This window comes from Mesorhizobium sp. M2E.F.Ca.ET.209.01.1.1 (assembly GCF_004010375.2).
Classification (GTDB): domain Bacteria; phylum Pseudomonadota; class Alphaproteobacteria; order Rhizobiales; family Rhizobiaceae; genus Mesorhizobium.
Genome location: NZ_SADP02000412.1, coordinates 1 through 373, shown reverse-complemented (window position 1 = coordinate 373; position 373 = coordinate 1). Strand labels below are relative to the sequence as shown.

1 pseudogene is annotated in these 373 nt (G+C 62.5%); it reads right to left on the bottom strand.

From position 1 onward, the window contains the following. Positions 1-373: pseudogene (locus EN852_RS41290) on the bottom strand (hypothetical protein); the annotation flags it as partial.

The following is a 373-nucleotide window of genomic DNA, read 5'->3' as shown; positions in this document are numbered from 1 at the left end:
GTTCGCTGAACCGCACCTTGCTGATGGTGTGCTGCGCCGCATGGTAATGCGTGCTCCTGTCCCACCGCACGATCGGCACCTTGGTCAGGCACGGGGGAAACGTCTGCTTGAAGCGGCCATGCCAGAACACCCGCTCCCTCACCCCGCCGAACATCTGCTCAGGCGGGTACAGGCCGTCACGTGCGCGCAGCCAACCCGGCTCCGGATCGAAATAGGGGGAAGCATCGACAAGCGGGATGCTGCCGTCGTAGCTGCACTCGGCCAACGGACCGGCGGCATACATGTCGACCATCGATCCGATCACTGCCGCGGCACCGGTCGAATAGAAATAGGCACAAAGCCGAAGCAGGTTCACATGCGCGAAGTAGGGATA